The organism is Pseudomonas sp. C1C7 (assembly GCF_013359595.1).
GTDB lineage: Bacteria > Pseudomonadota > Gammaproteobacteria > Pseudomonadales > Pseudomonadaceae > Aquipseudomonas.
The window spans coordinates 1-1,305 of record NZ_JABFMP010000087.1 but is presented as its reverse complement, the minus strand read 5'-3'; the positions used below and the strand labels follow the sequence as shown (position 1 = coordinate 1,305).

Annotated in this window: 1 protein-coding gene and 1 pseudogene; both read right to left on the bottom strand. The window is 55.6% G+C overall.

Features of this window, described 5'->3' with window-relative positions; genetic code table 11:
* Positions 1–194 (bottom strand): annotated as a pseudogene (locus tag HNO86_RS30110) (hypothetical protein); the annotation flags it as partial.
* Between the two features lie 103 nt (positions 195–297).
* A complete protein-coding gene (locus tag HNO86_RS30105) occupies positions 298–1,215 on the bottom strand; it encodes a DUF6708 domain-containing protein (RefSeq protein ID WP_175380568.1) in 918 nt (305 codons plus the stop codon).
* Positions 1,216–1,305 lie beyond the last annotated feature (90 nt).

The window sequence follows — 1,305 nt, the reverse complement described above, 5'->3', positions numbered from 1 at the left end:
ATCATCAGCACTGGCCAAATGACCATCACCGCAGAGCCGATGCTGTAGGAGCCGATATCGAGAAACACCTCGTTTTTGCGCCAGATGGTATTGAGCACATCCTTGGGTGGTTGCCCTGTCGGGACAGCTGGGGGCGCCAGATAGTCATCTCGTGAGAGCAGCCCTTTACGGCTACCGGGCGTGGCTGAAGTCATGCTTTATCCCTGGGTTTCAGATAGCTGGAGTTCTGTTGCGGGCCAAGGCGGTGAACGCTGGCGCGATCCAATTCAGTTTCGGCATTGCCATCGACTGTGACAATCATGCGACTTGTGCTGCTTTTTCCAGCTCGCCCTGTTGCAAGCGAATGGACTGTTCCAACTCAGCGGTGCGTTGAACCCACTGTTCGGGAGGCAGAGGTTTGGACCATTCGATGATGGCGGGATGGGTCAGATCAGGCGGGGGCGCGAGTTTCCAGTTCTGCACTTTCTCTGCCCAATATGTTCCCAGGAAAGTAATGAAAAACAGACCGTGCAGGACATCGAGAATATCGCCCCTGAACAAGCTAGTAACAATGGAACCGACTTGAGTTTCCGCGTAAGGCCTTCGTCCCAATCGACTCGCTGGGACTGCGTCTGCGCCAACCTCCATGTAACTGCGCATGCATTCCCAGAGGCTCATTGCCGTTTCACCGCCGCCGCAACTGAATCCCAGGCTGAAATCTCGCTCCTTCTCCGGCGCATCGGGATCGGGATTTCGAAAGCCCAACACCAATAGACCTTGAGTGATCTTGCCGTGCTGGCCGACAGAGTCCATCGCCACGGCTTGGGCTGTGACCTGCTCCCACGGCACGATCCAGTAACGGCCATCGTCGAATGGCACACAGACTTCGCGGCGTTGGCGGTTGAATCGCACGGGAAGAGGGACGGGACGGCTCAAAATGTAGATGAGCATCAGTATCGGAAAGCCGCAAAAACACATGAATCCATACCAGTAGAGAACATCCAGCGACTCGAAACCCATGGCCCACCCCATCCATATATAGATCAGGACCACCGGCCAAAGCACCATGACGAAAGAGCCGATGCTGTAAGAGCCGATATCAAGAAACACGTCGTTTTTGCGCCAGATGATGTTGAGTACATCCTTGGGTGTTTGCCCTGTCGGGACGGCAGGAGGCGCCAGATAGTCCTCTCGTGATAGTAGGCCCTTGCGACGGCCTAGAGTGGATGAAGTCATACCTTATCCTTGGGCATCAAATAGCTGGAGTTCTTTTGCGGGCCGAGGCGGTGAACGCTGGCCCGATCCAGTTCGTAGGTGGGTTCGCCG

Coding starts and splice junctions, on each gene's coding strand:
- HNO86_RS30105 (WP_175380568.1), bottom strand. CDS start 1,215: ATGACTTCATCCACTCTAGGCCGTCGCAAGGGCCTACTATCACGAGAG.